At 71.8% G+C, this 5,757-nt stretch carries 4 protein-coding genes; all 4 read left to right on the forward strand.

The window, feature by feature from the left end:
- Nucleotides 1–92: 92 nt before the first annotated feature.
- Nucleotides 93–980: a zinc metalloprotease HtpX gene (gene htpX / locus BN12_RS21460; protein WP_048555596.1), complete on the forward strand. Its 888-nt coding sequence runs from the start codon at nt 93–95 to the stop codon at nt 978–980.
- A 228-nt stretch (nt 981–1,208) separates the two neighbouring features.
- Entirely contained in the window at nt 1,209–3,686 is a 2,478-nt protein-coding gene (pepN, locus tag BN12_RS21465) for an aminopeptidase N (protein WP_048555597.1), read from the forward strand.
- A 110-nt stretch (nt 3,687–3,796) separates the two neighbouring features.
- Nucleotides 3,797–5,332 (forward strand): M1 family metallopeptidase, encoded by a 1,536-nt coding sequence (locus tag BN12_RS21470; RefSeq protein WP_053080149.1) that lies wholly within the window; start codon nt 3,797–3,799, stop codon nt 5,330–5,332.
- A gap of 28 nt (nt 5,333–5,360) precedes the next feature.
- Nucleotides 5,361–5,757, forward strand: a 397-nt coding sequence (locus BN12_RS21475; protein WP_048555598.1) for an antitoxin, incomplete at its 3' end; no start/stop codon positions are given.

Raw genomic sequence — 5,757 nt, forward strand, 5'->3', positions numbered from 1 at the left:
TGGCGGTCTGGCACCCGATCGGGGTCTGTGCACCACCTCGGACCGCGGTCGCGGCGGGAACGTCCGGCCGCCCACTCGACGTTGAAGGGGACATGCACAGCCACCACAACGGCCTGAAGACCGCCATGCTCTTCGGCGGCATCTGGGCCCTCCTGCTCGCCCTCGGCGGCATCGTCGCCAGCATGACGGGCAGCAGCGCGTTCATCTGGATCTTCGCGCTCATCGGCGTCGCGACGACGGCATACGGCTACTGGAACAGCGACAAGCTCGCCGTCCGGGCGATGCACGCATACCCGGTGAGCGAGGCGCAGGCTCCGCAGATGTACCGCATCGTCCGCGAGCTGTCGACGAAGGCGAACCAGCCGATGCCGCGCCTGTTCGTCTCCCCGACGCAGGCGCCGAACGCCTTCGCCACGGGACGCAATCCTCAGAACGCGGCCGTCTGCTGCACCGAGGGCATCCTCGCGCTCCTCGACGAGCGGGAGCTGCGGGGCGTCCTCGGCCACGAGCTGATGCATGTCTACAACCGCGACATCCTCACCGGCTCCGTCGCGGCCGCCATCGCCGGGGTCATCTCCTCGGTCGGGCAGATGCTCATGTTCGCGAGCATCTTCGGGGGTGGCGGCGGCGACGACGACCGCCCGAACCCGTTGGCCCTGCTCGTCATGAGCCTCCTCGCACCGTTCGCCGCCGTCATCATCCAGATGGCGATCAGCCGCACGCGCGAGTACGACGCCGACGAGGACGGGTCGAAGCTCACCGGCGACCCGCTCGCCCTCGCCTCCGCGCTGCGCAAGATCGAGGCGGGAGTGGCGCGCGCTCCCCTCGCGCCGACCCCGCAGCTGCAGAACGCGAGCCACATGATGATCGCCAACCCGTTCCGTGCGCAGGACATCTCCCGGTTCATGTCGACCCACCCGCCGACAGCCGACCGCGTCGCCCGGCTCGAGGCGATGGCCAGCGGCGGTCAGATCCGATAGGACGGGCCCCGGGCCGCGTCCACGGTGGTGCACAGGCCCCGATCGGGTGGCAGACCGCCAGTCGACGGCCCCACGACGGTGACGGTGGCACTGGACGGTGGTGCAGAGACCCCGATTGGGTGCCAGAGCGCCAGGGTGGTGGCTGGGTGGTGATGGTGCAGAGGCTCCGATTGGGTGGCAGAGCGCCAGGGTGATGTCCTGAGGGCGGGACCTGCCACAATCCGCGGTATGCCGTCGCTCACCCGGGACGAGGCCGCGCGCCGCGCCCGGTCCCTCACCGTCACCGCCATGACCGTCGACCTCGACCTCGACCAGGGGGCGAGGACGTTCGGGTCGACGACGACGATCGCCTTCTCCGTCGCACCGACCGCATCGACGGCGGCCGATCCGAACGGGGCCACGACCTTCGTCGACGTCCGGCCGCGGGCCCTGCACCGGGCGAGGCTCAACGGCCGGGACCTCGACGTCGGGCTCCTCGACGACGGGCGGCTGCCGCTGACCGACCTCGAGGAGGACAACGTCCTCGTCGTCGAGGCGACGATGGGCTACTCCCACGACGGTCAGGGCCTGCACCGGGCGACCGACCCCGCCGACGGCGAGGACTACGTCTACGGGCACCTCTTCCTCGACGCGGCGCCGACCGTCTTCGCCTGCTTCGACCAGCCGGACCTCAAGGCGCCCTACACCGTGACGGTCACCGCACCCCACGACTGGACGGTGCTCGGCAACGGTGCGGCGACGCAGGACGTGCCGGGCCGCTGGAGCCTCGCGACGACCCGTCCCCTCGCGACGTACTTCGTCACCGTCTGTGCCGGGCCGTGGGCGAGCGTGCGCACCGAGCACGACGGCATACCCCTCGGTCTCCACGCCCGGCGTTCGCTCCGCGGGCCGCTCGAGGCCCAGGCCGAGCAGATCTTCGAGATCACCCGGCAGTCGTTCGACTACTACCACGGGCTCTTCGGCATCCGGTACCCCTTCGGCGAGTACCACCAGGTGTGGGCGCCGGAGTTCAACGCCGGCGCGATGGAGAACCCCGGATGCGTCGTCTTCCGGGACCAGTACGTCTACCGCGGGGCCGTGAGCCGCGACCAGATCCTCCTGCGGAGCAACACGATCGCCCACGAGATGGCGCACATGTGGTTCGGCGACCTCGTGACGATGCGCTGGTGGGACGACCTGTGGCTCAACGAGTCGTTCGCCGAGTACATGAGCCACCGGACCCTCCACGCCGCCACCGAGTTCACCGAGGCCTGGGTCGACGCGACGGTCACCCGCAAGGCCTGGGGGTATGCGACGGAGCGCACCCCGAGCACGCACCCGGTCGCGGGATCTCCCGCCCCCGACGGACGCACCGCGCTGCAGAACTTCGACGGCATCTCGTATGCCAAGGGCTCGGCGGCCCTGCGCCAGCTCATCGCGCACATCGGCGACGACGCGTTCGTCGCGGGCATCACGGCATACCTGAACGAGTTCGCCTACGGCAACGGCACGCTCGCCGACTTCCTCCACGCGATGGAGCAGGCGTCCGGGATCGAGCTCGGGTCGTGGAGCCGGGCCTGGCTGGAGACGGCCGGGGTCGACACGATCGCCGTCGACCCCGCCGCCGGCCGGGTCACGCGACAGGTGCCGGCGGCCCACCCGGCCGACCGCCCGCACACCCTCGACGTCGCGGGCTTCGACGACGGCGAGGCGTCGTGGCGGCTTCCCGTGCGGATCGACGCGGACGCCGTGACGGTCGCGGGCATCCGGCCGGCGCAGGTCGTCGTCCCGAACGTCTCGGACCTCACGTGGGCCACCGTGGACCTCGACCCGGGCACCCTCGCGGCCCTCCCCGAGCGGCTCGGGACCGTGCCTGACGCGCAGGCCCGTGCCGTCGTGTGGACCGCCCTCGGCGACGGGGTATGCCTCGGCACGGTCGACCCGCGGCATCTCCTCCGGGTGTTCGCGGCGGCCTGGCCGGTGGAGACCGAGGCGTCGATCCTCACCGCCGTGGCCGGCCGGGTCCTCGCGCGGACCGTGCCGTGCTTCCTGCCCGTGGAGGAGCGGCCGGGTGCCCTCGATGCGGTGGCCGACGCCGCCCGCCGCCTCGTCGACCGGGGTGGCGGGACGGTCGTCGAGGGTCTGCGCGCCTGGTCCCGCGCGACGTCGGATCCGGACCTGCTGCGGTCGTGGTCGCGGGGTGAGGGACTCCCGGACGGCTTCGGGGACGACCGGGACCTGCGCTGGCTCGTCGTCCGCCGGCTGGCCCAGCTCGGCCTCGTCGACGACGCGGCCATCGAGGACTTCCGGGCGGCCGACGACACGCTGACCGGGCACCTCGCGTCGCTCACGGCGCGGGCGGCCCGGCCGGACCCGGAGGCCAAGGCATGGGCGTGGTCGGAGCTCACGACGAACCGGGAGCGGAGCAACTACGAGCTCAACGCACTCGCCGAGGGGTTCTGGGCCAGTGGGTCGCGCGACCTGCTCCTGCCGTATGCCGCGCGCTACGCGACGGACATCCCGCCCCTGTCCGGCTGGCTCGGCGAGGACGCCCTCGCCCGTGTCGCGACGCTCGCCTACCCCTCCCGCCTCGTCTCCGAGGACGTGCTGCGGACCATCGAGCGGGTCGTCACCGACCCGGACCTCAGCCCCGCGGTCCGCCGGGCCGTCGTCGACCAGGGCAGCGCGATGCGCGAGGCCCTCCGCTCGCTCGCGACCTTCGCCTGATCGAACCACCCGCGGGGCGGGGTCCCTCCGGCGTGCGACCCGCGACGACCTGTGCTTGTGTGGTGGGCGGGCGATCTGGAGGGGTCGCCGTCAGCGGGCCAGGAGGATCCATGCCACGTCGCGCGCGCACCGTCACGGTCGGTCTCGCCACGGGAGCGGCCCTCGCCCTCACCACGGGCCTGGCGGCGGCAGCCCCGCCGGGCGTCGGCGCACCCGGCATCGGGGACCCGTACTACCCGGACTACGGCAACGGCGGGTACGACGTCGCGCACTACGACATCGGCGTCACCTACGACGTGCCGACCGACCGGCTGACCGGACGGACGACGATCACCGCGACGGCGACCCAGACCCTGCAGCGGTTCGACCTCGACCTCGTTCTCGCCGCCCGCACGGTGACGGTCAACGGCCGGAAGGCGGCATTCCGTCAGCGGCCCCACGAGCTCGTCGTCACGCCGGCGAGAGCCCTGGCCAAGGGCGACCCCATGACGGTCACGGTGACGTATGCCGGTGTCCCCTCGGCCATCTCCGACGACGGCATCTCACCATGGATCCGGACGGCCGACGGCGCCGCCGCCGTCGGCGAGCCGGAGATCGCCGCCTGGTGGTACCCCTCGAACGACCACCCGCGGGACAAGGCGACCTTCGACGTCTCGGTCACGACGCGCAGGAGCCTCGAGGTCCTCGGCAACGGCGTCCTCGTGTCGAACGCCGTGAAGGGCGCGAACCGCACGTGGCACTGGCGCGAGAACCGGCCCATGGCGCCCTATCTCGCGTTCTTCGTCGTCGGCCAGTTCGACATCACCAAGGGTCGCACGGCGAACGGGATGCCCGTCGTGACGGCCGTCGCGTCGAACGGCGGCTCCGAGGGCCGGTATGCCGCGGCCGACCTCGCGCGAACCCCCGAGATCATCGACTGGGAGGCCTCGCACTACGGGCCGTATCCCTTCGACGCGCTCGGCGGCGTCGCGCCGGCCGCCGACTTCGGCTTCGCCCTGGAGAACCAGACCCGGCCCGTCTACACCCGGGGGTTCTGGAGCGGCGGCCCGAACATCTACGTCGTCGTCCACGAGCTCGCGCACCAGTGGTACGGCGACTCGGTGTCGGTGCACGACTGGAAGGACATCTGGCTCAACGAGGGCTTCGCGTCCTTCACCGAGTGGCTCTGGTCGGAGGAGCACGGCGAGGGGAGAGCCGCCGACATCTTCGCGGCGTACTGGGACTTCTACCGCGCCGACACGGAGTTCTGGACGCTGCCGATCGGCAACCCCGGCGCGCACCACGAGTTCGAGGGGCCGGTCTACGACCGCGGAGCGATGGCGCTCCAGGCCCTGCGGACCCGGATCGGCGAGAGCGCCTTCTCCGCGGTCATGCGGACCTGGGCGTACGAGCACCGGTACGGCAACGGGACGATCGGCCAGTTCGTCGAGCTCGCGAACGGCATGTCGGACCAGAACCTCGGCAGCTTCTTCCAGGCCTGGCTGTATGCGAGGAGGGCCCCGGCACCGACGCGGTCCAACGGCTTCCCGCCGGGCCTTCGCGACGGCTCCACGGCCAGGGCTGTGCCGACACCCGCATCCTTTGCGACAATACGGAAGGCGACGGCACTGCTCTCCGCAGCGGAGCGCCGGGCCGCGAGCCGGTAGACCACCCGTCGATGGCAGGAGATCCGAGATGACCGAGGAGAGGCCGTCGTTCGTCGACAAGCTGAAGGCGAAGGCCGACGAGCTGCACCTGAAGGAGAAGGTCGATGAGCTGCACCTCAAGGAGAAGGTCGAGGAGCTCGCCGACCAGGCCGACAAGCTGACCCGCCAGGCCGCGGGGAAGGTCGGCGAGGTGACGCACGAGAACCGCGACAAGGTCGAGGGGTTCCTCGACAAGGCGGCGGCCAAGGTCGACGAGCAGACCGGCGGCAAGTACCACGACAAGATCGCCAAGGCCCGGGAGAGCGCCTCCAAGGGTGTCGAGAAGGTCGCCGAGCAGCGGACCCAGGGCGGCGAGCCCGCTCCGGGGACCTCCGGCCACGCTGCACCGCCCCCACCCACCGCGCCGCCGACGCCCGCCGCGTCGC

This window comes from Nostocoides japonicum T1-X7, from assembly GCF_001046855.1.
Classification (GTDB): domain Bacteria; phylum Actinomycetota; class Actinomycetes; order Actinomycetales; family Dermatophilaceae; genus Nostocoides; species Nostocoides japonicum.